Annotated in this window: 23 protein-coding genes and 1 pseudogene; 6 read left to right on the top strand and 18 right to left on the bottom strand. The window is 53.8% G+C overall.

Features of this window, described 5'->3' with window-relative positions:
- Positions 1-51 precede the first annotated feature (51 nt).
- Both pnp and HVE01_RS05410 read left to right on the top strand, forming a co-directional pair.
- Positions 52-2,214, top strand: a complete 2,163-nt coding sequence (pnp, locus tag HVE01_RS05415; protein ID WP_125745163.1) for a polyribonucleotide nucleotidyltransferase — start codon at positions 52-54, stop codon at positions 2,212-2,214.
- Between the two features lie 83 nt (positions 2,215-2,297).
- A complete protein-coding gene (locus HVE01_RS05410; RefSeq protein WP_146942894.1) occupies positions 2,298-3,467 on the top strand; it encodes an MFS transporter in 1,170 nt (389 codons plus the stop codon).
- 91 nt (positions 3,468-3,558) lie between these two features.
- On the opposite strand, the gene HVE01_RS05405 is transcribed toward HVE01_RS05410, so the two are convergent.
- The 11 genes from HVE01_RS05405 to dksA all read right to left on the bottom strand — a co-directional run bounded on the left by HVE01_RS05405 (position 3,559) and on the right by dksA (position 15,930).
- Complete coding sequence (locus HVE01_RS05405; RefSeq protein ID WP_146942892.1) at positions 3,559-4,737, bottom strand: acetyl-CoA C-acetyltransferase; 1,179 nt, start codon at positions 4,735-4,737, stop codon at positions 3,559-3,561.
- Positions 4,738-4,945: 208 nt separating this feature from the next.
- A complete protein-coding gene (gene panD / locus HVE01_RS05400; RefSeq protein ID WP_125745169.1) occupies positions 4,946-5,326 on the bottom strand; it encodes an aspartate 1-decarboxylase in 381 nt (126 codons plus the stop codon).
- A gap of 25 nt (positions 5,327-5,351) precedes the next feature.
- Positions 5,352-6,221 carry a pantoate--beta-alanine ligase gene (panC, locus tag HVE01_RS05395; RefSeq protein WP_146942890.1) on the bottom strand — a complete coding sequence of 290 codons (870 nt, stop codon included), beginning with the start codon at positions 6,219-6,221 and terminating at the stop codon, positions 5,352-5,354.
- A 29-nt stretch (positions 6,222-6,250) separates the two neighbouring features.
- Positions 6,251-7,042, bottom strand: coding sequence for a 3-methyl-2-oxobutanoate hydroxymethyltransferase (panB, locus tag HVE01_RS05390; RefSeq protein WP_146942889.1), 792 nt, complete (start codon positions 7,040-7,042; stop codon positions 6,251-6,253).
- 135 nt (positions 7,043-7,177) lie between these two features.
- Positions 7,178-7,699 (bottom strand): 2-amino-4-hydroxy-6-hydroxymethyldihydropteridine diphosphokinase, encoded by a 522-nt coding sequence (gene folK, locus HVE01_RS05385; RefSeq protein ID WP_146942887.1) that lies wholly within the window; start codon positions 7,697-7,699, stop codon positions 7,178-7,180.
- Positions 7,700-7,706: 7 nt separating this feature from the next.
- A complete protein-coding gene (gene pcnB / locus HVE01_RS05380; protein ID WP_146942885.1) occupies positions 7,707-9,092 on the bottom strand; it encodes a polynucleotide adenylyltransferase PcnB in 1,386 nt (461 codons plus the stop codon).
- 888 nt (positions 9,093-9,980) lie between these two features.
- Positions 9,981-11,366, bottom strand: coding sequence for a sigma-54-dependent transcriptional regulator (locus HVE01_RS05375; RefSeq protein ID WP_125745179.1), 1,386 nt, complete (start codon positions 11,364-11,366; stop codon positions 9,981-9,983).
- On the bottom strand, positions 11,344-14,289 hold the full coding sequence (locus HVE01_RS05370) for an ATP-binding protein (protein ID WP_146942883.1): 2,946 nt from the start codon (positions 14,287-14,289) through the stop codon (positions 11,344-11,346). The genes HVE01_RS05375 and HVE01_RS05370 overlap by 23 nt, the downstream gene beginning before the upstream one ends.
- Complete coding sequence (locus tag HVE01_RS19810; RefSeq protein ID WP_009723722.1) at positions 14,279-14,455, bottom strand: hypothetical protein; 177 nt, start codon at positions 14,453-14,455, stop codon at positions 14,279-14,281. Before HVE01_RS19810 ends, HVE01_RS05370 begins: the two co-directional genes overlap by 11 nt.
- A 1-nt stretch (position 14,456) precedes the next feature.
- Positions 14,457-15,356, bottom strand: coding sequence for a tRNA glutamyl-Q(34) synthetase GluQRS (gene gluQRS / locus HVE01_RS05365; RefSeq protein ID WP_146942881.1), 900 nt, complete (start codon positions 15,354-15,356; stop codon positions 14,457-14,459).
- Positions 15,357-15,492: 136 nt separating this feature from the next.
- A complete protein-coding gene (gene dksA / locus HVE01_RS05360; protein WP_009723720.1) occupies positions 15,493-15,930 on the bottom strand; it encodes an RNA polymerase-binding protein DksA in 438 nt (145 codons plus the stop codon).
- 186 nt (positions 15,931-16,116) lie between these two features.
- On the opposite strand from dksA, the gene HVE01_RS05355 reads away from it, so the two are divergent.
- Positions 16,117-17,277: an aminotransferase class I/II-fold pyridoxal phosphate-dependent enzyme gene (locus tag HVE01_RS05355; RefSeq protein ID WP_146942879.1), complete on the top strand. Its 1,161-nt coding sequence runs from the start codon at positions 16,117-16,119 to the stop codon at positions 17,275-17,277.
- Positions 17,274-18,002 carry a DNA/RNA nuclease SfsA gene (gene sfsA, locus HVE01_RS05350; RefSeq protein WP_146942877.1) on the top strand — a complete coding sequence of 243 codons (729 nt, stop codon included), beginning with the start codon at positions 17,274-17,276 and terminating at the stop codon, positions 18,000-18,002. Before HVE01_RS05355 ends, sfsA begins: the two co-directional genes overlap by 4 nt.
- Here the strand turns inward: sfsA and HVE01_RS05345 are convergent.
- From HVE01_RS05345 to HVE01_RS05320, 6 genes are all read right to left on the bottom strand, one after another.
- Positions 17,999-18,460, bottom strand: coding sequence for a DUF4426 domain-containing protein (locus HVE01_RS05345; RefSeq protein ID WP_146942876.1), 462 nt, complete (start codon positions 18,458-18,460; stop codon positions 17,999-18,001). The genes sfsA and HVE01_RS05345 overlap by 4 nt on opposite strands.
- Before the next feature lie 48 nt (positions 18,461-18,508).
- Complete coding sequence (metW, locus tag HVE01_RS05340) at positions 18,509-19,102, bottom strand: methionine biosynthesis protein MetW (RefSeq protein ID WP_125745189.1); 594 nt, start codon at positions 19,100-19,102, stop codon at positions 18,509-18,511.
- Entirely contained in the window at positions 19,102-20,298 is a 1,197-nt protein-coding gene (gene metX, locus HVE01_RS05335; RefSeq protein ID WP_125745191.1) for a homoserine O-succinyltransferase MetX, read from the bottom strand. The genes metW and metX overlap by 1 nt, the downstream gene beginning before the upstream one ends.
- Before the next feature lie 64 nt (positions 20,299-20,362).
- Complete coding sequence (locus HVE01_RS05330) at positions 20,363-20,956, bottom strand: YggT family protein (protein WP_125745193.1); 594 nt, start codon at positions 20,954-20,956, stop codon at positions 20,363-20,365.
- Between the two features lie 29 nt (positions 20,957-20,985).
- On the bottom strand, positions 20,986-21,810 hold the full coding sequence (gene proC, locus HVE01_RS05325; protein ID WP_146942874.1) for a pyrroline-5-carboxylate reductase: 825 nt from the start codon (positions 21,808-21,810) through the stop codon (positions 20,986-20,988).
- A gap of 79 nt (positions 21,811-21,889) precedes the next feature.
- Positions 21,890-22,606 (bottom strand): YggS family pyridoxal phosphate-dependent enzyme, encoded by a 717-nt coding sequence (locus HVE01_RS05320; protein ID WP_146942872.1) that lies wholly within the window; start codon positions 22,604-22,606, stop codon positions 21,890-21,892.
- A gap of 34 nt (positions 22,607-22,640) precedes the next feature.
- Here HVE01_RS05320 and HVE01_RS05315 point away from each other — a divergent pair.
- Positions 22,641-22,745 (top strand): annotated as a pseudogene (locus HVE01_RS05315) (twitching motility protein PilT); the annotation flags it as partial.
- A gap of 38 nt (positions 22,746-22,783) precedes the next feature.
- On the opposite strand, the gene HVE01_RS05310 reads toward HVE01_RS05315, so the two are convergent.
- Positions 22,784-23,926, bottom strand: a complete 1,143-nt coding sequence (locus HVE01_RS05310; protein WP_146942870.1) for an anhydro-N-acetylmuramic acid kinase — start codon at positions 23,924-23,926, stop codon at positions 22,784-22,786.
- 116 nt (positions 23,927-24,042) lie between these two features.
- Between HVE01_RS05310 and tyrS the strand changes: the two genes are divergently transcribed.
- Complete coding sequence (gene tyrS, locus HVE01_RS05305) at positions 24,043-25,242, top strand: tyrosine--tRNA ligase (protein ID WP_125745201.1); 1,200 nt, start codon at positions 24,043-24,045, stop codon at positions 25,240-25,242.
- The last annotated feature ends 45 nt before the right edge of the window (positions 25,243-25,287 follow it).

Below are 25,287 nucleotides of genomic sequence, written 5' to 3'. Positions count from 1 at the left end.
TAGAATGGTGGCGAGTCAAAACGACCCAAGCGAAAAGACAAGTAGATATTAATGTTAAAGGAAGTCGCCGTGAATCCGGTAAAAAAAACGTTTCAATACGGTCGTAGCACCGTCACCCTAGAAACTGGGCGTATTGCTCGCCAAGCCACTGGCGCCGTTATGGTGACCATGGATGAAACCGTCGTACTGTGTACGGTGGTGGCCAAAAAAGAAGCGAACCCCAGCCAGTCTTTCTTCCCACTCTCGGTACACTATCAAGAGAAAACCTACGCAGTGGGCAAGATCCCCGGCGGCTTCTTTAAGCGCGAAGGGCGCCCTACCGAGAAAGAAACCCTTACCTCTCGTCTGATTGATCGTCCGATTCGTCCGCTATTTCCGAAAGGGTTTATGAACGAAGTACAGGTTATCTGTACTGTTCTATCGACTGATCGTAATCATGACCCCGATATCGCAGCCCTGCTGGGCACCTCAGCAGCGCTGGGTATTGCCGGTGTGCCATTCAATGGCCCGATTGGCGCGGCACGTGTGGGCTTTAATGAAGAGCAGGGCTACTTCCTAAACCCAACCGTCGAAGAGCTGGCTACCTCAGAACTAGACATGGTTGTTGCCGGTACCGAAAACGCCGTATTGATGGTGGAGTCGGAAGCTCAGGAACTGCTTGAAGATGAAATGCTTGGTGCCGTGCTGTTCGGTCACCAGGAAATGCAGGTAGCTGTCAGCGCGATTAAAGAGCTGGTCGCTGACGCTGGCAAACCGCGTTGGGATTGGCAGCCCGCTCAAGAGAATATCGCACTGAAAACAGCCATGGCCGATGCTTTTGAAGCCAAGGTAGGTGATGCTTATCGCATTACGGACAAAATGGCTCGCCAAGATGCGCTGTCAGCGCTGAAAGAGGAAGCGGTTGCCCAGTTGGCTGCTGCTGAAGGCGAAGAAGTAGAAGGTAAATTCAGCCAAGATGACGTGAAAGGTGCGTTTGCGGGCCTTGAGAAGCGCGTTGTACGCTCTCGTGTGGTAAAAGGCGAGCCGCGTATTGATGGGCGCGACAATGCCACTGTACGTCCTCTAGCGATTGAGGTGGGTGTCCTGCCTAAGACACACGGTTCGGCGGTGTTTACCCGTGGCGAGACCCAGGCTATTGCCGTTGCGACCTTGGGCACCCTGCGCGACTCACAGCTGATCGAATCCCTGGAAGGCGAGCGTAAAGACCGCTTTATGCTGCACTACAACTTCCCTCCTTACTGTGTCGGCGAAGCAGGCTTTATGGGCGGGCCGAAGCGTCGTGAAATCGGTCATGGCCGTTTAGCACGCCGTGGCGTTCAAGCGATGCTGCCGTCAGAAGACGTGTTCCCCTATACCATCCGTGTAGTATCGGAAATCACTGAATCTAACGGTTCTAGCTCCATGGCGTCAGTGTGTGGCTCCTCGCTCGCACTGATGGATGCCGGTGTGCCATTAAAAGCCCCGGTGGCAGGTATTGCCATGGGCTTAGTGAAAGATGAAGACGGCTATGCGGTATTGACTGATATCCTGGGTGACGAAGACCACCTGGGCGATATGGACTTCAAAGTTGCCGGTTCTGAAGAGGGCGTTACTGCTCTGCAGATGGATATTAAGATTGAGGGCATCAATGAAGAGATCATGGAGAAAGCGCTGCAGCAAGCCCATGATGCTCGCCTTAGTATCCTCGCTCAGATGAACGACGTGATCAGTCAAAGTCGTACGGACGTATCGGAAAATGCGCCGTCCATGGCGACGATTAAAATCGATCCGGACAAGATCCGTGATGTGATTGGTAAAGGTGGCGCAACGATTCGTAAAATTTGCGAAGACACCGGTGCCTCTATTGATCTGGATGATGATGGCACCGTGCGTATCTACGCCGAAGATAAAGCAGCCGCCAAAAAAGCCATTGATACCGTGCTGGCAATTACCGCAGAAGCGGAAATTGGTAAGCTGTATAACGGTAAAGTAGTTCGCATTGCTGACTTTGGTGCTTTCGTTAATATCATGCCGGGTACCGACGGCTTGGTGCATATCTCACAAATTGTTGCCGAGCGCGTTAACAACGTGCGCGACTTCTTAAATGAAGGCGATGATGTGATTGTGAAGGTATTGGATATCGACAACCGCAATCGTGTGAAGCTCTCAATCAAAGAGATCACCGAGGAAGAGAAAGCAGCTTTTGCCGCTGCCGAAGCGGACGTCGCTAACTAAAGCGATGTAGACGTAACGGCCGCCCCCGCAGCTTTCAGTTGCGGGGGCGGTGTCGTTTTATAGGCAGTAAAGGAAAAGAGAACATGGAGAAGGAGCAAGCGCCGCGTTGGCGGGCGGTAGTGGCCGTGATGATCGGCATTTTTTTATTGGTGACAGCAGAGCAGCTGCCTATAGGGTTATTATCCCAGGTGGCGTCGTCAATGGGGGTCACGCCAGGCTTGGCGGGGCTTATGGTGACTGTGCCGGGAGTGGTTGCCGCTTTCTCTGCGCCGCTGTTGCCGGTAGCGGTAGGCCGTCTAGATAGACGTATCATGCTCACGGTGATGATGATTGTGATGGTGATTGGCAGCGCGCTTTCAGCAGTGGCCAGCAACTTTGGCTTACTACTGGCAGCCCGGGTGTTGGTGGGCATTAGTATCGGCGGGTTTTGGGCCATTGCGGGCAGTATTGCTCCAAGGCTGGTGCCCAGCGATCAGGTTGCCAAGGCCATGACGATTATTTTCAGTGGTGTGGCTGCTGCGTCGGTATTGGGGGTGCCGTTGGGCACGCTGCTTGGCGACTTGAGCAACTGGCGGGTGGCATTTGGCGCGCTAGGCGGACTGAGTCTATTAACCGCCGTTGCACTATGGTGTTGGCTACCGCCACTGCCGCCAAGAGAGCCGGTGCGATTACGTATGTTAGTGCAGCAGTTTAGCAGTCGTGGTGTGCGTGTCGCGGTGTTAACTACTGGCTTTGTCGTTATTGGACACTTTGCTGCTTATACCTTCATTAGCCCCATTCTTCAGGAGATTAGTGGCGTGGCTCAGCGCCATGTTGGCAGCTTGCTGTTGCTATATGGGGCGGCCGGGATTATGGGTAATATCGCGGCAGGTATCTTTGCTGGGCGTCACCCTTATCGAGCGGTGCTGGCCATTCCCAGCCTGTTACTGTTAGTGGTGGCTATTTTCCCGCTGCTGGGGGTTCAGCCTATCAGCGGCGTACTGCTGCTAATGGTATGGGGGGCTGTTTTTGGCAGCGTGTCAGTGAGTATTCAAACCTGGATTATACGTACTGCGCCTAATACCGAGGCAGCCACCGCGCTGATGGCATTTACCTTTAATATGTCGATTGGCTTAGGGGCTATGTTTGGCGGACGTATCGTCGATGCCACTAGCCTGCCGATTGCGATGTGGGCGGCATCGGGACTATTCTTGCTGGGGGCGTTGTTAGTATGGCGAACACCTTCAAGTATTGTGGGAGAGAAACGCCGCTAGGACGTTGCAACATAAACCATGAAGAATAAGCCATTAAAAAAATGCCCCCGCTTTTAGCGGGGGCATGGCGTTTAAGCGTATTGAAGAGTAGTTAAGGGCGCTCAATCGCCAGTGCAACGCCTTGGCCGCCGCCGATACACAGCGTGGCTAAGCCTTTCTTCGCATCACGCGCAATCATTTCATGCAGCAAGCTAACCAAAATACGACAGCCAGAAGCGCCGATCGGATGGCCTAGGGCAATCGCACCGCCATTAACGTTCACTTTGCTGACATCCCAGCCCAACTCTTTGTTGACTGAAAGTGCTTGAGCAGCGAATGCTTCGTTAGCTTCTACAAGGTCAAGGTCGTCCAGGCTCCAGCCCGCTTTTTCGAGGCAGCGGCGGGTGGCCGGGGCTGGGCCAATGCCCATAATGGCAGGGTCAACGCCAGCGTTAGAGTAAGCGGCAATACGCGCCAGTGGCTCTAAGCCAAGTTCTTTGGCTTTTTCTGCTGAACAAAGCATTACCACGGCAGCACCATCGTTTAAGGATGAGGCGTTACCGGCGGTAACGGTGCCGTCTTTCTTGAACGCGGGACGCATACCCGCTAGCTTCTCAGCGGTAACTTCTCGTGGGTTTTCATCAGTATCAAACACCACTGGATCGCCTTTACGCTGTGGAATTTCCACGGGCACGATCTGGCCTTTGAACTTGCCATCTTTGATGGCTTGTGCGGCTTTTTGCTGAGAGGCTGCCGCGAATTCATCCATCGCTTCGCGAGTGATACTGTATTTTTCTGCCAGGTTTTCTGCAGTAATACCCATGTGATAGTTGTTGAATGCATCCCACAGGCCATCGTGAACCATGGAATCAATCGCCTTCCAGTCGCCCATGCGCTGGCCGTTACGCGAGTTAGGCAGGATGTGGGGGGATGCCGACATGTTTTCCTGTCCACCTGCCAGAACAACGCTGGCGTCACCGCAACGGATGGCTTGGGTCGCCAGGTGCAAGGCCTTGAGGCCTGAGCCACATACCTTGTTGATCGTCATGGCTGGAACGGCATCAGGCAGACCAGCTTTGATAGCTGCCTGGCGCGCAGGGTTTTGGCCTACACCGGCTGTCAGCACTTGGCCTAGCAACACTTCATCAATTTGCTCTGGGGCAACGCCGGTAGAGGTGAGGATGTCTTTAATAACCAATGCACCTAAATCGCTAGCAGGAATGCCAGCGAGTGATCCACCAAAGCTTCCTACGGCGGTGCGGCGAGCGGCGACAATAACCACGTCTTGCATATGATGACTCCTTGGGTAAGTAACGCAACGTTCTGAGTGAGGACAGCGACTTCAGGGGAAGCGGACTCTCCATTGTTGTTAGCATGTTGTGTCGAACTTACCTATCAGCATAGGGGAAGGTTGTGCATTGCGGCAATACGCTTTTTTAGGCAAATAAAAACGGGCCGTAAAACGGCCCGTTAAATAGCTGATTACTCACTTGCTTGGCTTACGCTAATTGGACAGGAATCGCATTGCTGGTGTGGCTAACGTGATTGCCTTCTTGCAGATAGACAAGCGCAGGCTGATGGCTTTCAAGCTCTGCTTCGGAGTAGTGCGCGTAACTACAAATAATGATCCGGTGTCCCGGTGAGGCTAAATGCGCGGCTGCACCATTGATAGAAATTAGCCGAGAGCCTTCTTCTCCACGAATCGCGTAGGTGGTGAAACGCTCGCCGTTTTCCACGTTATAGATCTGGATTTGCTCGTTTTCACGAATACCGGCCATATCCAGCAATTCCCCGTCGATAGCGCAGGAACCTTCATAATTGAGTACCGCGTGGGTAACGCGAGCCATATGCAGCTTGGCTTTAAGCATAATCGTGTGCATAGAAACTCCTAAATAGCGAAACTAGCTACGAGCTAGTGTCAGTGGCAGCGTCTGGGAGCTGCACGCTGATGTTGTCAATAAGCCGAGCGGGCCCTAGCTTAGCGGCTGCTAGTAGCACGGCACTGCGTGTCGAGCTGCTCACAGGAGCAAGCGTTGCGTCACGTAGCTCAAGGTAGTCAGGCGTAAAACCAGCATCATACAGTGCCGTTTTACCCTGTTGTAGTACCTCTTCGATGGAGGTGCCGCGCTCTAATGCATCGCGTAGCTCGCATAAAGTGCGATATAGCATAGGGGCTTTGGCGCGCTCAAGCTCACTTAAATAACCATTCCGAGAGGAGAGCGCTAGGCCATCATCGGCGCGCACAATCGGCACGCCGATAATCTCGATAGGCATGTGAAGATCACGCACCAGCTTACGAATGACCGCAAGTTGCTGATAATCCTTTTCACCGAAGCAAGCTACATCCGGCTGCACCAGATTAAATAGCATGCTGACCACGGTCGAAACGCCATCAAAGTGCCCAGGGCGCGAGCCTCCGCACAATCCTTCGCCTACGGTGGGGACATGCACGAGGGTCTGGGCCGTCAGGCCATTGGGATAAAGCGCACTGACGGTGGGGGCGAAGAGAATATCGCAGCCAGCATCGGTCAGCTTCGCTTGGTCGGCCTCGAACGTGCGTGGGTAGGCGTCCAGGTCTTCACCGGGGCCGAACTGCATGGGGTTCACGAACAGGCTTGAAATAACGACGTCAGCGTGCTGGCGAGCATTGGCCACAAGCGCCAAGTGGCCTTGATGCAGATTTCCCATCGTAGGCACTAAGGCAATGCGTTGGCCGCGCTGACGGTATTCACGGAGCGTGCTGCGTAATTCGTTGATATCTCGTAAAGTGCGCATAAAGGGATCGTCGTCGTTCCAGGTGGCGCTTAAAAACAGTGCTCAGCGGCTGGGAAAGTACGGGTTTTAACCGCTTCATGGTAGTTTGCAAATGCGCTTTGAATGCTTTCAGCGTCAGCCATGAAGTTTTTGACGAAGCGCGGTGTGCGGCCATGAGTGACGCCTAATACGTCGTGCATGACTAAAATTTGGCCATCGGTATCAGAGCCTGCGCCGATGCCAATCACTGGGACGTCTAAGGCTTCAGTGACCGCTTTACCCAGGCTTGCTGGCACACACTCCAGCAAGATCACGGAAGCACCTGCCTCAACGAGCACTTTGGCATCATGGATAATTTGTTCGGCCTGGGCGGCTTCGCGGCCTTGCACTTTATAACCACCTAACTGGTAGACCGTTTGCGGTGTTAACCCGAGGTGAGCGCATACCGGGACGCCACGGCGGGTCATCTCACGGATACCGTCGGCCATCCATGCTTCGCCTTCGACTTTTACCAGTTCGGCGCCAGCACGCATCAATGCGGCGGCATCCTCTAACATGCGTTCCGTGGTGGCGTTGCTCATAAACGGTAAGTCCACCATCAACAGGCTATGGCCTTTGCCACGGGCTGTGCAGCGTGTGTGGTAGCAAATATCTTCAATAGTCACGGGAAGCGTACTAGTGTGCCCTTGTAAGACCATGCCTAGGGAGTCGCCGACTAGCAGAACATCAACGCCTGCAGCGCTGGCAGCATGGGCAAAAGAGGCATCGTAAGCGGTCAGGCAACTGAACGTTTCGCCGGCGCGCTTATACGCCTGCAGAGTGCTCAGGGTGACGGTTTTCATGGCGTGCTCTCGTAGTTTCTAAGTGGGCCGATGCAACGTGGGCAGCCGACCATTATTAACGTTGCATCCTTGCAAGCGTGAAGTGGCGTAACTGGCAATTGTTACCTGAATGGGGGCTTGGTGTCGAGATTTGTGTCAGACGGTAGCAGTCACGGTAGCATTTAGGTTGTCTAACCGTTGTATTCCGCTTTGCTCAAGCTGCTTCAGCCACTCTGCAAGCGGCTGTTGATAAAGCACTATTGGCTCTGATTGAGCGGCAGACACCAGTTCTTCAAGAGGCGCTAGGACAAAGGCGCGTTTATGCATATGGGGATGAGGCACCTGAAGCCTAGGGCGCACGATCGTGTCTTGATCATAAAGCAGCAGATCTAAATCCAGCGTGCGTGGCCCCCAGTGACGCAGTCGCCGGCGGCGGTGGCGTTGTTCCAGCCCTTGAAGCTGATCTAGCAGTGCCAACGGTGAAAACGTAGTTTCAAGGGCAGCTACGGCGTTAATGAAGTCTGGCTGATCTTGTGGCCCTATTGGTCGTGTAGCGTATAAGGACGACTGAGCCACAAGTTGGCAAAGAGGCAGCTTGTCCAGTTCTCGTAGGGCTTGGCGAATATGGCTGACAGGATCATCCAGATTGCTACCTAGACCAATATAAGCAAGTGGCATTGTGTTCTCACTGCTCTGTTTTACGCGGTTTGCGCCGTTTTTTACGTCGCCGATCCCCTTGGCTTGCCGGATCACTTCCCACTTTCTGTAACAGCCGAAGCTGCTCGTGTTCATCACCTTGCTGGAAGGCACTCCACCAATCGCCTAAGCCACGCGGTATTTCACCTGCTTGTTCACGCAACAGCAGCAAATCGTAGGCGGCTCGGAAACGTGGATGTTCGCGAGTTTGAAATGCCCGCTTGCCGCGGCGTAGGGGAAGGCGCGCCTGTAGCTCCCAAATATCGCGCATGGGCATGCCAAAGCGCTTGGGGATCGAAATATGCTGTAACTGACGAGTGACTACCTGCTGTGCGGCAGTTTGCAGCGCTGGAATTGCGGGCATGCCCTCACGCTCAAGCTCGGCTTGGCGATGTGCTACGGGCGCCCACAAAAAGGCGGCTAACAGGAAAGCTGGCGTGACTGGTCGACCTTCTGCAATGCGCTTATCGGTGTTAGTGAGCGCTTGCTCAATTAGCTCTTCGGCCCAGGCGGCATCCGCCATCGCTTCTTCCGCTTCGGGGAATAGCATGCCAAACAAGTTGTAATGGCTCAGTAAGCGGAAAGTAATTAAGCCATGCCCCGACATGAATAGCTTGAGGACTTCATCAAATAAACGGGCGGGAGGGATTTGCAGCAGCAGCGGCGCCAGATCGTACATCGGCTCTTCAGTGGCTGGCTCGATGGTGAAATCAAGCTTGGCCGCAAAGCGCACCGCCCGCAGCATGCGCACGGGGTCTTCCCTATAGCGGGTAGCGGGGTCGCCAATCAGTCGCAGCGTACGCGACTCAATATCACGTGCGCCATCGGCAAAGTCATGAATCGTGAAGTCAGCAATATTGTAGTAAAGCGCATTCACGGTGAAGTCGCGCCGTAGAGCATCTTCTTCGATGTTGCCCCACACATTATCTCGCAATAGCAAGCCATCGTCAGACTGCTGGGCAATATGGTCGCCGTGCTCGTCCTGAGGCTTGCCGCGGAAAGTGGTAACTTCAATGACTTCGCGGCCAAAGCGCACATGCACAATGCGAAAACGCCGACCAATTAGCCGCGAGTTGCGAAACAGATCGCGCACCTGCTCCGGCGTTGCATTCGTGGCAACGTCGAAATCTTTCGGCACCTTGCCTAGCAATGCATCACGAATGCAGCCGCCAACCAGATAGGCATCAAAACCTGCGCCATTGAGGCGATAGAGTACCTTTAACGCAGCCTCACTGATTTGCTGACGAGAAACAGGGTGCTCGGAGCGTGGAATAATACGGGGACTGAGCGCGTCTGCGGCGCTCTCTGGGGAATCGAGCAGGGATTTCAAGTGCTCTCCCGGGCTATGTAATAAACGGGTAAATCCTTTAAACATGCGGCGATATCGACTCGCAGGGTATCGAAAACAGTATTATCGAAAACGGTATCGAGAACGTAGCGATAAAATGACCGCAAGGTTAGCGGTAAGTTGCTGAGTGTAGCCGACCCCTTGAGGCTTGCAAAGCACTCGAGCAGGGTTTGTAAAAGATGACTGCCCTTAAACGCGGAAAGGGGAGGCTATAAAAGCCTCCCCTGTAAAGCAGACAATCAGCGTCCATGCTGCTGTTTTTCTTCATGATGGCACATCGCTCTGAATACGCACCGCAGTCGGTAGGCGTGAGAACCAGTCTGATTCCGACCGCCTCGTATTCAAAACAATAATCCAACTGCGAACTTTTTCTCCCGGCGTGTTGTTATTGTTTCCGGGGTGTACACACATGCTGCTATTGTTTTTATTTGGAAGCAGATTCTTTGTGTACGTCGCGTCCTTTTTTGGGCACTTGCTAACTGTTGTTATTGTTCGCTGCGCCTATTCTGCTTAGCGCTAGCAAGTCGTGAGACTCAAGCCTGTTGTTCTTGTTAGTACTGTGATCTCTGCCTGGCCCTGTTGTTTTTGTTTTGGCTCAGGTCGGGGCGGTGTCATTTTGTTTTTGTTAGCGACGTCCGCGCTGCCCATTTTGTTCTTCTTGCCCAGTAATATTGCACTTGCTGTGCCACCCATTTTTTATTCTTTTATTTTCAGTAGCTTGTAATTTATTGGCTATGCCAGGGAACTAATCGCAGCGCATAGTGTTACCCGTTTTTAAGAGATTTTGAGAGCGTGTTGTGTGGGAAGGTAACAGTAACGGGTGGGTGGATTTTGGATATTTCTTATGGAAATCAATCTATTAGACGTTAGTCTTAGAGAGGGTATATGAGTGGTTGAGTATAAGTACTGCCGCGCCTAATTGGGGCGGCGTGCGGTTTTTTTACGTGGAATGCCTAAGCGCTGGCGCCGCTCCCATAAATTTTTACGGCTAATTCCCAGTTTTTGGGCTAACTCGGTTTCACTCATTTGATCCTGATGTTCCAGCACAAAATGCTGAAAATAGTCCTCAAGGGAGAGGTCATCGTCATCCCCACTCGGCGCTGAGGAGTCATTGGTTAATGAGGAGCTGTTGCCTGAAGATGAAATAGGGCGGTTGGTAACAGGGCCAAGGCCTAGGTCGTCAGGGTGAATTAAATGCCCCTCCGCGAGAATTACGCCCCTCTCCAGGGCATTTTCGAGCTCGCGTACGTTACCAGGCCAAGGGTAGTCGCGTAGCACCTGACGGGAAGCCCGTGATAAACGAAGCCCTTGGCGATCATGGCGTTGGCAGGCTTTGTCTAACAGGATATCGGCTATTTTCAATACGTCTTCTTCACGGTCACGCAGCGGTGGCAGTTCAATCTGCATAACGTTGAGACGGTAGTAGAGATCTAGTCGGAATTCGCCGCTTTTTGACAGAGCGCGCAAGTCCCTATGGGTGGCGGCGATCAGGCGAACGTCCACATGGCGTGTTTCGACGGAACCAATCTTGCGGATTTCACCTTCCTGCAGCACGCGTAACAGTCGCGCTTGGGCATCCAGCGGCAACTCGCCGATTTCATCCAGGAATAGGGTGCCACCGTCGGCGGCTTCCACTAACCCAGTTCGGGAAGCGCTAGCGCCGGTAAATGCACCTTTCTCATGTCCAAAAAGCTCTGACTCGATCAGCGTCTCCGGTATTGCCGCGCAGTTCACACAAATTAGCGATGCATTAGCGCGTTTGCTTTGTTGATGAATGGCCCGAGCAACGAGCTCTTTGCCTGTACCAGATTCTCCTTGAATCAGCACGGTAACGTCTGCTGGGGCTGTCTTACGGATACGCGTATAAACCTGCTGCATGGCCGTGCAATTGCCGATCATGGTTTGGCGACTACCACCTTCATCGGTGATATCTGGAGGCGTGCCTTGCTGCATCGACTGTTTATGCAGAATGCGTTCGACGGTTTCTAAAAGCTCGGTGTGATCAAATGGTTTAGCAACATAGTCCACAGCCCCTTGTTTTAGCGCGTCAACTGCTGAACGCATGCTCGCATAGCTGGTCATTATTAATACCGGCGCAGGTGCTGCGGCCTCAATGAGGGCGGTACCAGGGTCACCTGGCAGTCGCAGATCACTAATCACTAGATCAAACTCGCTAGGAGCCAGATCGCGTGCTTCTTCTGCGCTGCCCGCTTCGCTGACGGTATAGCTATGACGTTCGAGTAAACGCTTTAAAGCGCTGCGAATAATCGCTTCATCTTCAACAATCAGTATCCTGGGCATGAGGTAGGTGATCATCCTGTTGGTAAAGCGGTAGCCAAAGCGTGATGGCAGTGCCGCGAGGCTTTCCTGGAGGCGGTGACGCAACCTCTATTTTGCCTTGGTGCTCATTGATAATTTGGTAGGCCAGCGAGAGCCCGAGTCCAGTGCCTTGGCCCGCAGGCTTGGTCGTGGTGAACGGCTCGAAAAGGCGATGTTTCACGCTTGGGTCAATGCCGTGGCCATCATCGGTGACTCGCCACCAAGCATGGCTTGCCTGTTTGCCCGCTTCAATATGAACCGTGCCCTGAGCGTCGCAAGCATCTTTGGCATTGCTCAGTAAGTTGACCATGACCTGGGTTAATCGCTGAGCATCGCCACGCACTACGATGTCATCCGGACAGTCATTGGTAAAGCTTACATCCTCCCCCGAGCGCACTAAATGAATCAAGTGCAACGCGTCTTCGCTAACGCTAAAGAGCGAAGCAGGAGATGTCGGCAGTGGCAGAGTCTGACGGCCGCCGTGAGCAAAACCGACCAGCGAGTTAACAATCTTGGTGACTCGCTGGGTTAACTGTTGAATTTGATCAGCTGTTTCCAGTAGCGCAGGATCATCGGTGTCGTAGCGCAAGTTTTGAGCCAGTGATGAAATGCCCGTGATAGGGTTGCCTATTTCATGTGCCACGCCTGCTGCAAGTTGCCCTATGGATGCCAAGCGTGCAGCGTGGACAAGCTCTTCTTCTAGCCACTTCATTTCAGTATGGTCTTCTACCAAAATCACGCTGCCGCCACGGCTGTCGTGTCCGCTTAACACCGCTTTGTGAAGGGTGAGGAAGTAATCCTTGCCATGGAGCGAGACTGCTTGTTTATACAGCGGTGTATGGCTGGCGTTGAGTACGCTACCGAGCAAATTGGGCCAGGGTGGGGGCAGGCTATCGCGGCGTGAGCCAATCACGCTATCACCGCTAATCCCGGACAGTGATGAAAGCGCCTCATTCCACATTAACAGCTCATCATCATCGCCTAACACGCACAAGCCTACCGGCAAGTAGGCTAGCGTTTGTCGATGATGGCGGCGCAAGCCATCCAGTTCCCGAGCCAGGCCAGTGAGCCTAGAGCGGTAAGCTTCAAGGCGGCTTTCAACAAAATGAATATCGTCAGTAACCGGTGCGTCGTCGTGGCGGTAGGGCAGGTAACGGTCAACAATATCTCGCGCAACGGAAGGCCCCATTAAACCGGATAGGTTAGCCTGGATTCGGTCGCGCAGGCGGCGCAGTGCATAGGGGCGGCGCTCCTGAGGCGTCAGGTTTAGCGCTGCCAGTGCGCGGTCAACTTCACGGCTGGCAGCTTCATCGCCCAACGCTTGGGCAAGATAAGTGGGAAAGTCTCCCGCCGTAGCGGCTTCCAGTGGTAAACGTTTTGAACGAATGACCGCATCTACGGAGCATGCTTCGGCCGCCGAGCGTTCTCCTTCTGAGATGCGGGTAAATAGCGACACAATAAGCAGCAGTAGAATATTAACCGCTAAGGAAACAAGCGTAACGTTATACCAAATGGGGGCATCGGCAGACATCAAGGGGATGAAAGGCAGCGAGAGCATAGGGAGATCAAGCAAAAGCGGCAACCATAGGCCCCACAGCCAAATAATAATGCCGCTCATTAGCCCGGCGATCATGCCCTTACGGTTCGCGCCGGGCCAGTACAACAGCGCCAGCATGCCAGGCAGGCACTGTGCCATGCCTACAAATGCAGCGAGCCCTAAGTTTGTTAGCGAATGGTAGCGACCAACGCTTTCAGCAAATAGCCACCCGCCGGCAATCGCAGCGACCACTAAGCCGCGGCGTAGCCAGAGCAGCCAGCCGTATAAATCGCTACGCGCCTCGGGCGGGCGAGCTACTAGCACTACGTGGTTTAGCACCATGCCTGATAGAGCCAGTGCAATCATCATCATCGTACCGCTGGCGGCGGCAAGGCCGCCGATAAAAGCTAGCGCGCCTACCCACCAGTGTTCTGACATCAAGAAGGCGGCATAGGCAGCGACGGGAACCGTCTCGTTTGTTGATTGTGCCGCCCACCAGATTAAAGGCACTGGAAGTGCCATCAGCAGCAAAAATAGCGGTAATGTCCAACTGGCTTGAAGCAGGGTATGGCGGGAAAGACTTTCGGCGAAGGTAATCTGAAACAGGTGCGGCATCATAAAAGCGGCCGCAAAGAACAGCAGTAGCAGGGTGCGCCATTGGGGGGCTTCAAGTTGTGGTGTTGCGGCTTGGGCCGCGGCTCCTGGCCCTTCTAGCCACTGCTGTAAGCCGTGAGCCCCATCAAATACCCACCACAGTGCAATGGCTCCTAGCCCAAGCATCGCCAGTAGCTTAATGATCGATTCAAAAGCAATCACGCTGAGTAGCGTATCGTGACGATGTCGGTGGCTGTGGCGTGCGCCAAACAATACCGCGCAGCCTGCGATCACTCCACAAAATAGTAGGGTAGCCGCTGCGCTATAGCGGCTGCCAGTGAGCAGGTAGACGGCATCGCTTAAGGTTTGCACCTGGATACCCAGCAGTGGCATCACGGCTAGCAGGCTGATCAGTGTTACCAGGGTACCCGCCCAACGGGACCGATAGCGAAACGCAAATAGATCCGCCAGTGAAGAGAGCTGGTAGGTGCGGGTAATGCGTTGTATGGGCACAAGCAGTACGGGAGCCAGCAGAAAGGCCCCGGCTGCACCGAGGTAATATGCCAAGTAGCCAAAGCCTGCTTGCGCCGCAAGTTCCACGCTGCCATAAATTGCCCAGGCGCTGGCGTATACGCCTAGCGCCAGGGTATACACAATCGGGTGGCGCGTAATGCGCACTGGTACCCAGCCCCGCTCTACGGCCATGCCGCAGGCAAACAGTAAGGCAAGATAGCCTAAGCCCAGCAGCACTACTCCAAAAAGCTCAACGCTCATCTAACTTCCTTTTTTGCTCAAGCCATAGCGTTAGCGCGATCAGACCGCCCCAAATAGCAAATGGGCGATACCAGGCAACGCTTGGATCTCCCCAGCCGTCCATTAGTAACGGCGAAAGCAAATAGCCGCCAAACACCAAGAACAGCAGTATGCGATAAACGTACATATTAAAACTCTGATTGATAGCGGCGGTGGGTGGTAGCGACAAGCTTTTCAACAGACCAATGTGCTATTGCCCAGTTTAGTTGCGTTTCAGGTGGCTCTTGAACCAGTGTGCGTGGTGGGGCCTGATCGAGTAACTGCAGTGCCTGAAACAGCTGTTGGCGAATGCCGTCGGCGTTTTCGGCTAGTGCAGGGGCCAGGTTTTGCTTAGAGAGCTTTTGACCATCTTGAGTAACGACGAGCGGTAAATGCAGATAGCGGGGAGTTGATAAGCCTAGCGCTTGCTGCAATTGGCCTTGCCAGGGCGTGTTGTCCAGCAGGTCGTAACCGCGCACAATATCGGTAATGCCTTGATCCGCATCATCGACTACGACGGCAAGCTGATAAGCCCAAAGCTGATCTTTGCGTTTAAGCACAACATCGCCCAAAACGTTAGGGTCGAACTGTTGGAAACCAAAAAGCCGATCTTGCCAAGTAATAGGGCGCTTTGCTAGGTCGCTGCGCAGCCGCCAGGCAACCGGCTTTGTAGTATCACGAACGCTTTCGCGGCACCAGCCGGGATAGATTGAAAACGCTTGCCACTGCTTTCTCGAACAGCTACACGGATACGCCAAGCCTTGGTCTGCTAGTTGATCGAGCGCCTGCTGATAAGCCGCATGGCGGTGATGCTGCCAGCGCACCGTTTCATCCCAATGAAGCCCGAAGGCGTCAAGCTGACGCAGAATTGTATCAGCTGCGCCTTCAGGGCAGCGGGGCGGGTCGATATCTTCAATGCGTACCAGCCACTGCCCGCCAGCAGCGCGGGCGTCTAAGTAGCTGCCTAGGGCGGCCACTAGCGAGCCAAGATGCAGTGGCCCTGACGGTGTGGGGGCGAAACGTCCCCGGTAATGCGTGGTATGGGTCATGACAGCCCGAATCAATTGTCCAAATAGCGCCAGTGATAACGACAAGATGACAAACAAAAACGGGCACCTCAAGGGTGCCCGTTGGACGCTTTAGCTTGTAACAAACTAGCAGCTTATAGCGTATTCGCGCGGATGGTTAGCCACCGAGCTGTTTCTCTTTAAGCTCTGCCAGCGTTTTACAGTCTACGCACAGCGTTGCCGTGGGGCGGGCTTCAAGGCGACGAATGCCGATTTCAACGCCGCAGGCTTCACAGAAGCCGTAGTCGTCTTCATCGATTTTCTCGATGGTTTCGTTGATCTTTTTCAGCAACTTGCGTTCGCGATCCCGAGTGCGCAGTTCCAAGCTGAAGCCCTCTTCTTGAGTAGCGCGGTCAGCGGGGTCAGCGTAGTTATTAGCGTCTTCCTGCAGGTGGCGTACGGTACGATCCACCTCTTCCATGAGATCTTGTTTCCAGTCTAGAAGGAGCTGGCGGAAGTGCGCGAGCTGCTTCTCGTTCATATACTCTTCGCCCGGTGCTGGCTCATACGGGGTGAAGGACTTGGACGCTTCCGGTTTCTTTTCCGCTACTGGCATGGGAGTGCCCCTTACGTATGTGACTGCTGATCGACCATGAGTGTATGTCACGATCTCACGCCAAAGGGATGCTTGTTTAGCTGAAAAATGCGCGCTATGCAAGCATAATAGCGCATTTTCGACCATGGTCTTGCCTCTTCAACGACCTGCGTCATGATTTCTCAACCATTTAGTGAAGGAACCGTTATGGCTTGGAATTCACGTGTAAATCACGTTGCACCTTTTCGCGTGATGCATCTATTGGAAATGGCCCAGGCTCGAGAGGCCGACGGCCACGATGTGATTCACCTAGAAGTCGGTGAACCTGATTTCGCGACGCCGGCACCGATTGTAGCAGCAGGCCAGCAAGCGCTGGCGACAGGCAAAACGCGCTATACACCTGCGGCAGGCCTGGCATCGCTGCGGGAAGCCATTTCCAGAAATTACGCTGAGCATTTTAATGCCACCGTTGACCCTTCACGTATTTTGGTAACTCCAGGAGCCTCTGGAGCACTGTTGCTGGCTAGCCAATTACTGGTCGAAACAGGTGACCGTGTTTTGATGGCCGATCCCAATTATCCGTGTAACCGTCACTTTATGGCCCTAGCTGGCGCAGAAATTGATGCCATTCCCGTGGGTCGTCAAAGCGGCTGGCAGTTAACGGCACCGCTGATTGAGCAACACTGGCAAGCTAAAACGAGTTTAGCCATGCTAGCTTCCCCGTCTAACCCTACAGGACATACGTTAGGCGCTGAGGCGCTAACTGCAGTCATCAACACCGTAGCTGCGAAAGGCGGTGACGTGATTGTCGATGAGATCTACCAAGGCTTGAATTATGACGATGCACCGCTATCGGCGACATCGCTTTCCGACCAGGCCTTCGTGGTCAATAGCTTCTCTAAATATTTCGGTATGACAGGCTGGCGCTTGGGCTGGTTGGTGGCGCCTGAACACGCCGTCGAGCCGCTTACTAGGCTGGCGCAAAATGTTTTCCTTGCCGCGCCGACCCCTTCCCAGCATGCGGCGTTGGCCGCCTTCACTCCAGAGTGTCGCGACATTTTGGAAGCGCGTAGGTCGACGCTCAAACAGCGGCGCCAAGTGTTGCTGGACGGGCTAGCGCAGTTGGGGCTTGCCCCAGACTTGCCACCTCAAGGGGCGTTTTATCTATGGTTGGATATTTCCCATTACAGCCGAGATAGCCAGGCATTCTGTGAGCAGTTGCTGGTCGAGGAGAACGTAGCAATTACTCCGGGCATTGATTTTGCGCTGGAGGGTGGCGAACACCATGTACGCATCGCCTTTACTAACAGCGTTGAACGGTTACAGGAGGCTGTAGAACGCATTGGCCGTTTCGTGGGTCGTCTATGACGACCTATGCTGAGTTGGTGCCTGGGGTGTTGCTGCGTCGTTATAAACGCTTTTTAGCCGATGTAAGGTTGGAGAGTGGCGAGGAAGTCGTCGCCCATTGCCCCAACACGGGCTCGATGAAGGCGGTGAATGTGCCCGGTTGTCGCGTATGGCTGTCACGGAGTGATAATCCCAAGCGCAAGCTGGCCTGGACGTGGGAATGGATTGAGTTGCCGGAGCCAGATGGTGCCTGCGCGCTGGCTTCTGTCCACACTGGCCGTGCCAACCGCATCGTGGAGGAGGCCATTTTAGCCGGTGATATTGGTCCATTGGCAGGTTATCAAACACTCAAACGGGAAGCGAAAGTCAGTGACGCAAGGCTCGATTTTCGGTTGAGTGATCCTGATAAGGGCGACGTTTTTGTTGAAGTTAAGCAGGTCACCCTTAAAGAAGCCGATGGGCATGGTTACTTTCCTGATTCGGTCAGCACGAGGGGCACCAAGCATTTGCATACCTTAACCACGCTTGTCGAACAGGGCGAAAGGGCCGTGCTGTTGTTTTGTGTCGCCCATGAAGGTATTCACGATGTAGCCCCGGCGGCCCATATCGATCCTACCTATGCGGCGGCGTTAGCCGCAGCGGTAGAGGCTGGGGTTGAGGTGTTAGCTTACGGTATTACGCTAGATTGGCAGGCAGGAGCGCCGGTAGCGGTGCGATTAACACGACCGCTACCGGTGCGAATTTAACGTTCGATATAAAAACGCTGAATAAAGCTGACCCGCTCCGGACTGGCATTGCGGTCGTAGCGAACGTCCAAGTTAAAACGTGTGGGCTCGTCGTGGCGCAAGGCAAAGGTGGCCAAGTGATAAGTGGCATCACCATCGTGCATAGTGCGGAAGTTTAGCGTTTCTTGTGCATCGGTGAGCCCCGTTACGTGGCCTTGTACGCTGGCGTTAACAGCACGGGTACTGCCGTCCTCTTGGCGTTCGCGTACGCTCACATTAACCAGTCCGTGACCTGCGCTGCGCTGAATGCCGTGCGCTTGGGCAACTTCTGGGGTGAGGAAGCTGGTGGCCACGGCACTGTAATGGATCTCATAGTCGCCTATCCGTACCAGCTGCTCAGCTACCGCTTGTGTGGCGAGGAGCAGTGAGCAAAGCAGCGTAGTAAGCAGGGTCGTTCTGCGTAACGCTCGATAAACCATGGTAGGTCTCCTCTTATGGGGCGATATGGCGAGTTAACGTAAAATAAATTAGCGACGGCGCACTCTGAAAATAGCAATTTCACCGAATAAGTTGGGCCACCACTTTGATGTCCAGTGTCCTTTGTGGTCGCCAACCCCTACCGCGCGATCAACAATCACCAACCCTTTTTCACGACACAGGTGCTCGAAGTCGTTAAAGGTCGAAAGGTGGATGTTGGGTGTGTCATACCAGGCATGAGGTAGCGATTTAGAGACCGGCATATAGCCACGTAGGCCAAGATGAATTCGGTGCCGCCAATAAGCAAAGTTAGGAAAAGTGATAATGCCTTCCTCGGCGACGCGTAACATTTCATCAAGCATTTTATCCGGACGGCGTAGTGCCTGAAGCGCTTGAGTCATAATGACTTGATCATAGCTGTTGTCGCTGAAACTACCCAAGCCATCATCCAGGTTGTGCTCAATAACGTTCACGCCCCTGAAAACGCACTGGGTAATCCCGTCGGGGTCGATCTCTAAACCATAGCCGGTAACATTTTTCTCCTGTGCTAGGCGCTCAAGTAGAGCACCATCACCGCAGGCTAAATCCAGCACGTGAGCCCCCTGGGGCACCCAGTCGTAAATCAGTTCAAGGTCCGCACGCATTACAGGGTCTCCTCCCTGGCTGTTTCTTCGATATTCAGCTCTCGGGCGATGCGCGTCATAAATGCGCTGAACAGAGCGTGGTAACGTGGCTCGGGCAGTAAGAAGGCATCATGCCCGTGAGGAGAGTCAATATTGGCATAGCTAACCGATTTGCCTGCGCGGATGAGTGCGTCGACGAGTTCTCGAGAGCGAGAAGGTGGGAAACGCCAGTCAGTCGTAAAACTAACGACCAGAAAAGGGCACTTGGCTGGTGCTAGAGCGCTGGCTAGGTCGCCTGCTTGAGTGGCTGCTGGATCGAAGTAGTCAAGAGCCTTGGTCATTAACAGGTAAGTGTTAGCGTCAAAGGCGGTGGAGAATGTATCGCCCTGATAGCGTAGATAAGACTCAACCTGGAACTCGACATCAAACCCAAAGTTCAAATCGTTGCTGCGCAGGTCGCGGCCAAATTTACTGCCCATTGCATCTTCGGAGAGGTAGGTGATATGGCCCACCATGCGTGCCAATTTCAAGCCCCGTTTGGGGACCGTATCGTGCTCTGCATACCAGCCGCCGAAAAACTCAGGGTCAGAACGGATCGCCTGGCGAGCCACTTCGTTAAAGGCAATATTCTGGGCGGAAAGCCGAGGGGTGGCAGCAATCACTACCGCATTGGCGACACGTTCAGGGTAAGTCATTGTCCACTGAAGCACCTGCATACCACCCAGGCTTCCGCCCACTGCTGCAGCCCAACGCTCAATGCCTAGTTGGTCGGCCAGGCGCGCTTGGCTGGCTACCCAGTCACTGACAGTGACCATGGGGAAATCAGGGCCCCACTGGCGGCCGGTTTCAGGGTTGTGGCTAACAGGGCCTGTGCTGCCATGGCAGCCGCCCAGATTGTTTAGCGATACCACAAAAAAACGGTTGGTATCGATAGATTTTCCAGGGCCGATATGAGCATCCCACCAGCCAGGTTTACGGTCTTCGTCGCCGTGATAGCCCGCTGCATGGTGGTGTCCTGATAGCGCATGGCAGATTAGCACAGCATTACTACGCTCAGCATTTAGCGTGCCGTAGGTTTCGTAGATAAGCTCGTACTCAGGCAGCACCTTGCCACAAGCAAGCGGGAGTGGCGTGTCAAATTTCGCTACATTAGGGGTGACAAGGCCAACGGAGTCCGCCGGCCGGTCAACGAAAGTGAGAGTGTCTGAATCAGGCATCGAAAGCGCTAGTCCTGCAAAAAATAAATCCTGCTAAAAAGAGGCCCTGGGGAATATTGCGCAGTTACAGCCCAACCAGTGCGCCAGAGATACCCGCAGCGCGAATCAAGGACCCCACTACTAAGCCATCCACCAAATTAATCGCAATAAACACCACGATGGGTGATAAATCGATCATGCCCAGCGGCGGAATGACTTTCCGAACAGGAGCCATAATGGGCTCGACTAGCTGCATCACCAACAGCGCGCCTGGGTGGCTAGCATTAGGGGCGACCCAGCTCAGGATAATCATCACAATCATGGCAAAGAAATAGATCTTTAATATGGCGTTAGCCAGTGCCGCAATGCCAGCAATCAGTAGTCCTGGGATGGGCGGCATACCAACGCCAATCACCATGAAAATGGCCACCATGCTAACCACTTTCAACACAAAACCCGCGGCCAACGTGGCAAGGTCAAAGCGCCCAGCGACGGGGCCTAAGAAGCCCTGAAATAGCCCGACAACAGGCTGGGTGATTTTAACCACTGATTGGCTAAGCGGGTTGTAATAATCCGCCCGCGATGCTTGCAGCAAAAAGCGCAACATCAGTAAGAATAAATAAATATTGATTAACGAGTTAACGAGCATTAACCCGGCACTGCCCACTTGACTACCCATTGCGGCCTCTCCGTTGCAAAGTTGTGTATTTAGTTAGCGCTAAGTTCCTTGGACATTGCTTCTGCGCGCTGGGCACAGGCCTGCATGGCGTCGGCGATAGTGGCGCGTAGTTGCGCATCTTCCATATGCTGAATAGCACGTTCTGTCGTGCCGCCTGGCGACATAACATTTTGTTTAAGTGTGGCCGGGTCTTTGTCACTGCGCTGGGCCATAGTGGCGGCGCCTAGCGCTGTTTGAATAGCCAAGCGTCGCGCTGTGGCGGCAGGCAAGCCAAGTTTGACAGCGGCCTCTTCCATCGCCTCAAACATCAGAAAGAAGTAAGCTGGCGCGCTGCCTGATACCGCGGTTACCGCATCAAGCAGGCTCTCTTCTGCAACCCACTCCACAATGCCAACCGCTTCCATAAGCTGCGTTGCTAGCGTGCGTTGCTCCTCACTCACCGCGCTATTGGCATATAAGCCGCTGGCACCGATGCCGACCAATGCAGGCGTGTTGGGCATGCAACGAACCAGCGCATTATTACCGCCTAGCCATTGGTCAATGGTGGCTGCGTCCAGACCTGCTGCAATAGAAATGATCAGCGGTGATTGCTGTTGTACGTTATCCCGCATCGCTTCACATACGCTGCGCATAATCTGGGGCTTTACGGCCAGTACGACCACGTCGGCGTCTTCTACGGCGGCGTTATTATCGGTGTTTGTGTTAATTCCTAAGCGCGCTGCTAAAGGCGTTAACTCGCTTTCATTAGGTGCGGTGGCAGTGATGTCGCTAGGAGACACACCACTATCGATGAGGCCGCCGATAATGGCGCTGGCCATATTGCCTGCGCCAATGAAGGTAATCTTGCTCGCCATGTGGGTATCCTTATTGGGTAAAAAAGCTGCATTGGGCAGCATGGAGGTCAGTCGTCTTTACGCTCTTCGATTAGCAGTGCTACTGAGCCGCGTGTTGAGTGGTGCGTGCGCCAAAAATCGCCGTTCCTAAACGTACCAGCGTTGCGCCCTCTAAAACAGCGGCTTCTAAATCGTCGCTCATCCCCATCGATAGCGTATCCAGAGGGGCATCCGGAAGCGCTGTCTGAAGGGTTTCCAAAAGTTGTCGCAAGGCCGCAAACGGTGCCCGCTGTTCTGCAAGGTTGTTAGCCGGGGCCGGAATCGCCATGAGCCCACGTAGACTTAGACGCGGCAGAGCGGCCACTTCTTTCGCTAGTGCCATTACCTCATCGGGCATGACGCCCGACTTCGAAGCTTCGTGGCTAATATTGACCTGCAAACAAATGTTGAGTGGCGGTAAGTGTTCCGGGCGCTGTTCGCTAAGCCGTCTGGCTATTTTTAAGCGGTCAACGCTATGTACCCAAGCGAAGCTTTCTGCCACTGCGCGGGTTTTGTTGGACTGTAGTGGGCCAATAAAATGCCACACAATACCGTCTAGGTCGGCCAGTTCGACTTGTTTTTCCAGTGCTTCTTGCAGGTAGTTTTCGCCGAATTCACGCTGCCCATGCTGCCAGGCTTGGCGAATCATGGAAGCGGGTTTTGTTTTACTAACGGCTAGCAGCGTTGCGCTATCGAGTGGGCGTTCAGCCTTTTTTAATGCGTTACTCAGGCGTTCGCTGGCCTGGGCGAGTGACTCGGGAAGCGCGATGTCTGTCATACTCAAGCACCTTACCGCTGCTGGGAAAAGAGAAATGGATATTACCGAACTGCTGGCATTCTCGGCAAAGCAGAACGCATCTGATCGTCACTTTTTTGCCAAGCATCCACCTATGATACGTGTTACTGGTACTAACCGTTGACTTAATCTAGCTGCCACGGGGGGCGCTGATGTCAGTCAGCAGGCGTAAATGCCACCCAGAACTCTCGAACCACTAGCACCGGTGACGGAAGGTAAGTTGCCGGGCAGACCATGTAAACGTTGGTGGGCGAGCCAAGCAAAAGCGCCTGCTTCAATCCAGTCTTCTGGCCAGCCCAAGTCTGCGGGAGACTTAAAGGTCGCATGGGGCAAATGCGCCGCGAGTCTTGCCATTAAATAACTGTTATGTGCTCCGCCGCCGCATGCAATTAACGTCATGCTGTTGTGGGTCGCAGACAATTGCTGAATGCCCTGGGCAACGCTTATTGCGGTCAGTTCCGCTAACGTGGTTTGCACATCGCAAGCCGTTTCATTGCCCGTTAGCTTGTTTTCTAGCCAAGCCAAGTGAAAGAGCTCGCGTCCGGTGCTGCGCGGCGGCGGCTGGTGAAAAAACGGCTCGTTTAGCAGGCGTTTTAATAGCGCTTGATCGACTTGCCCGTGAGAGGCCCAGGTGCCATTTTGATCAAAGCGACCGTCGTGATGCTTAGAGAACCAGGCATCTAACAACACATTAGCGGGCCCTGTATCAAAGCCAATGGCGGGAATGCTGGTATCGCTGGGTAGCCATGTCAGGTTCGCAAAGCCCCCTAGATTTAAAACAAGCTGTTCGCTTGCCTGGCGACCAAACAGGGCTTGATGAAATGCTGGTGCCAGCGGCGCGGCTTGACCACCAGCGGCTAAGTCGCGTCGGCGAAAATCAGCCACCACCGTGCAGCCGGTTAATTCGGCCAACAGGCTGGGGTTATCAAGTTGCAGTGTATAGGCAGGGCCGCCGTGGTGGCCGCTGGGAGCATGCTCGATTGTTTGTCCATGGCTACCAATAGCACTAATTTGCGCTGCTGAGATCTGTTGCTGAGTCAGCAGTGCTTTCACGGCGTTTGCCTGTAGCTGGCAAAATTCGGTTTCGGCCGCTGCCAGCTCAGCAAAGCTCACTTGCTCGGCATGACACAAGTTCAGCAGTAGGTTATGAAGCGACTGAGGCATGGGCGACGCATGCGTAGCAATGAGCTCCGGTGGCGAGTGCGGCGTTATAGCGACCAACGCCGCATCGATGCCGTCCAGGCTGGTGCCCGACATTAAGCCAACATAATACGACGGTAAGGTAGGGTGGGGCGTTTTCATAAAGCAGCTCATCCAAAACGTAGTGAAGGCTCAACCAAGGCGATAGGGCATGGTAACATCGCCGGTTATTCAATATCTGACGCCTATATATGGCACATATTACATGGAGAGAGGCAATGAGTGAGGTGGATCAGGCGTTAGCGCTACTGTCGCGAGGCACGCATGAAATCCTGGTAGAGGATGAGCTAAAGAAAAAGCTGGCGTCTGGCCGTAAGCTGCGTATTAAAGCAGGGTTTGATCCGACAGCACCTGATTTGCACCTTGGGCATAGTGTGCTGCTGACGAAAATGCGCCAGTTCCAGGATCTCGGCCATACCGTTATTTTCTTGATCGGGGATTTCACTGGTCGTATCGGTGACCCCACTGGCAAAAACGTTACTCGTAAACCGCTCACCGAGGCCGACGTAAAAGCCAACGCTGAAACCTATAAAGAGCAGGTGTTTAAAATCCTCGACCCCGAAAAGACCGAGGTGCGCTTTAACGCCGAATGGTTTGGTGAATTAAGCGCCGCTAAAATGATTGAGTTGGCAGCGCAAAGCACGGTCGCGCGGATGCTTGAGCGTGATGATTTTGAAAAGCGTTATAAAGCTAACCAATCTATCGCGATCCACGAGTTTCTCTACCCCCTTGTCCAGGGTTACGACTCAGTCGCGCTTGAGGCGGATGTTGAGTTAGGCGGGACCGATCAGAAATTTAACCTGCTGATGGGCCGAGAAATTCAAAAGCACTTCGGCCAAGAGCCTCAGGTCGTGATCACCATGCCACTGCTCGAAGGGCTGGACGGCGTGCAGAAAATGTCCAAGTCATTGGGTAACTATGTTGGTGTCGATGAAGCGCCGGGCTCTATGTTCAATAAGCTCGTCTCTATGCCCGATAGCTTAATGTGGCGTTACTTTGAGCTGCTCTCTTTGAAATCCAACGAAGAGATCGATGCGCTTAAGCAGAGCGTAGAGGCGGGGGCTAACCCGCGTGACGTGAAAATGGAGCTAGCCCGTGAGCTGATTGCCCGTTACCACGGCGATGAAGCGGCCGCTAATGCGCACAAGTCGGCGGGTAACCAACTCGCGGAAGGTGAGTTACCGGAAGACCTGCCTGAAGTAGCAGTAGATTTCGAAGGTAATGAGCAGGCGCCTATCGCAGCAGTACTCAATCGCTCTGGCCTGACCAAGAACAGTGCGCAAGCCAAAGACATGTTGAAAAACGGCAGTGTGAAAGTCGATGGGAATGTTGTTGCCCAAGACACGATGCTGGCTACGGGGAGTGCCTACGTTATCCAGGCGGGTAAGAAGCGTTATGCTCGTGTGACACTTAGCTAACGTTTTTGATAATTTTCTCAAAAAACTACTTGCCAAGACGGCAGC

Origin of the sequence: Vreelandella venusta, assembly GCF_007989605.1 — a bacterium.
GTDB classification, from domain to species: Bacteria; Pseudomonadota; Gammaproteobacteria; order Pseudomonadales; family Halomonadaceae; genus Vreelandella; species Vreelandella venusta.
This window is presented reverse-complemented; position numbering and strand designations above follow the sequence as displayed.

Coding starts and splice junctions, on each gene's coding strand:
- pnp (WP_125745163.1), top strand. CDS start 52: ATGTTAAAGGAAGTCGCCGTGAATCCGGTAAAAAAAACGTTTCAATAC.
- HVE01_RS05410 (WP_146942894.1), top strand. CDS start 2,298: ATGGAGAAGGAGCAAGCGCCGCGTTGGCGGGCGGTAGTGGCCGTGATG.
- HVE01_RS05405 (WP_146942892.1), bottom strand. CDS start 4,737: ATGCAAGACGTGGTTATTGTCGCCGCTCGCCGCACCGCCGTAGGAAGC.
- panD (WP_125745169.1), bottom strand. CDS start 5,326: ATGCACACGATTATGCTTAAAGCCAAGCTGCATATGGCTCGCGTTACC.
- panC (WP_146942890.1), bottom strand. CDS start 6,221: ATGCGCACTTTACGAGATATCAACGAATTACGCAGCACGCTCCGTGAA.
- panB (WP_146942889.1), bottom strand. CDS start 7,042: ATGAAAACCGTCACCCTGAGCACTCTGCAGGCGTATAAGCGCGCCGGC.
- folK (WP_146942887.1), bottom strand. CDS start 7,699: ATGCCACTTGCTTATATTGGTCTAGGTAGCAATCTGGATGATCCTGTC.
- pcnB (WP_146942885.1), bottom strand. CDS start 9,092: ATGTTTAAAGGATTTACCCGTTTATTACATAGCCCGGGAGAGCACTTG.
- HVE01_RS05375 (WP_125745179.1), bottom strand. CDS start 11,366: ATGCCCAGGATACTGATTGTTGAAGATGAAGCGATTATTCGCAGCGCT.
- HVE01_RS05370 (WP_146942883.1), bottom strand. CDS start 14,289: ATGAGCGTTGAGCTTTTTGGAGTAGTGCTGCTGGGCTTAGGCTATCTT.
- HVE01_RS19810 (WP_009723722.1), bottom strand. CDS start 14,455: ATGTACGTTTATCGCATACTGCTGTTCTTGGTGTTTGGCGGCTATTTG.
- gluQRS (WP_146942881.1), bottom strand. CDS start 15,356: ATGACCCATACCACGCATTACCGGGGACGTTTCGCCCCCACACCGTCA.
- dksA (WP_009723720.1), bottom strand. CDS start 15,930: ATGCCAGTAGCGGAAAAGAAACCGGAAGCGTCCAAGTCCTTCACCCCG.
- HVE01_RS05355 (WP_146942879.1), top strand. CDS start 16,117: ATGGCTTGGAATTCACGTGTAAATCACGTTGCACCTTTTCGCGTGATG.
- sfsA (WP_146942877.1), top strand. CDS start 17,274: ATGACGACCTATGCTGAGTTGGTGCCTGGGGTGTTGCTGCGTCGTTAT.
- HVE01_RS05345 (WP_146942876.1), bottom strand. CDS start 18,460: ATGGTTTATCGAGCGTTACGCAGAACGACCCTGCTTACTACGCTGCTT.
- metW (WP_125745189.1), bottom strand. CDS start 19,102: ATGCGTGCGGACCTTGAACTGATTTACGACTGGGTGCCCCAGGGGGCT.
- metX (WP_125745191.1), bottom strand. CDS start 20,298: ATGCCTGATTCAGACACTCTCACTTTCGTTGACCGGCCGGCGGACTCC.
- HVE01_RS05330 (WP_125745193.1), bottom strand. CDS start 20,956: ATGGGTAGTCAAGTGGGCAGTGCCGGGTTAATGCTCGTTAACTCGTTA.
- proC (WP_146942874.1), bottom strand. CDS start 21,810: ATGGCGAGCAAGATTACCTTCATTGGCGCAGGCAATATGGCCAGCGCC.
- HVE01_RS05320 (WP_146942872.1), bottom strand. CDS start 22,606: ATGACAGACATCGCGCTTCCCGAGTCACTCGCCCAGGCCAGCGAACGC.
- HVE01_RS05310 (WP_146942870.1), bottom strand. CDS start 23,926: ATGAAAACGCCCCACCCTACCTTACCGTCGTATTATGTTGGCTTAATG.
- tyrS (WP_125745201.1), top strand. CDS start 24,043: ATGAGTGAGGTGGATCAGGCGTTAGCGCTACTGTCGCGAGGCACGCAT.